This is a genomic window from Vibrio sp. 2134-1 (assembly GCF_033339495.1).
This window is the reverse complement of record NZ_JAWOUS010000276.1, coordinates 1-813: the sequence shown is the minus strand read 5'-3', so window position 1 is coordinate 813 and position 813 is coordinate 1. Positions and strand designations below refer to the sequence as shown.

Below are 813 nucleotides of genomic sequence, written 5' to 3'. Positions count from 1 at the left end.
AATAGCCTTCTTTGAGTTTGATTTCAGCTTCAACCGCAAGATCTTGTAGATACTTCAGCGCACCTGTCGCAATCTCTGCGGTGTACGCTAAGCGTAATTTTTGCTGATCGGCTTGGGCTTCGTAAGAGAGTGGCTCGAGTTGCGCACGTTGAAGAGACTTTAAAACATCACTTTGGGTTTTGTTGAAGTCATGACCATGCCTAAAAGACAATTGAATCAACAATACTTCATCCAAAGAAGTGATGATTTTCGCTCCACGCCCAGAAGCAAGTACACGCTCAATACGCGTTGAACCCGATTCAGGTTGATAGCTGCACTTGAGGCTTAAGTCCATCGTGCTTTGCGCGACAGGTTGTAACGTACGGCTATGCAAGACCGGCGCTGCAAGGCGGGCCAGTTCACTCGCTTCGTCTAAGCGCAGTAAAGGCAACAGACATGCGTCCGACACTAAACGAGGATCCGCACTGTAAACACCAGCAACATCACTCCAAATGGTTACGGTTGTCACTTCCGCCAAAGCACCGATTACGGTTGCGGAATAATCCGAGCCATTCCGCCCCAACAACACGGTTTCTCCCGCCTCATTTTGCGCCATAAATCCAGTAATGATGACGCGTTTGTGGCTGTGTTGCGCCAACGCCTCCTTAATCAGGGGATAAGAACGCGCACGGTCAACTTCCGGTTGAGTACCTGCTTCTGCACGTAAAAATGCACGTGCATCTTGTGCGACCGCAGGAACATTTTGTTGTGAAAGCAAGGCAGCCAATAAACGTGAAGACCACACTTCACCGTGACCCAACACTGCCGCTTTTT

Annotated in this window: 1 pseudogene; it reads right to left on the bottom strand. The window is 49.3% G+C overall.

Annotated elements, in window-relative coordinates:
- A pseudogene (gene metL, locus R7R78_RS25460) lies at nucleotides 1-813 on the bottom strand (bifunctional aspartate kinase/homoserine dehydrogenase II); the annotation flags it as partial.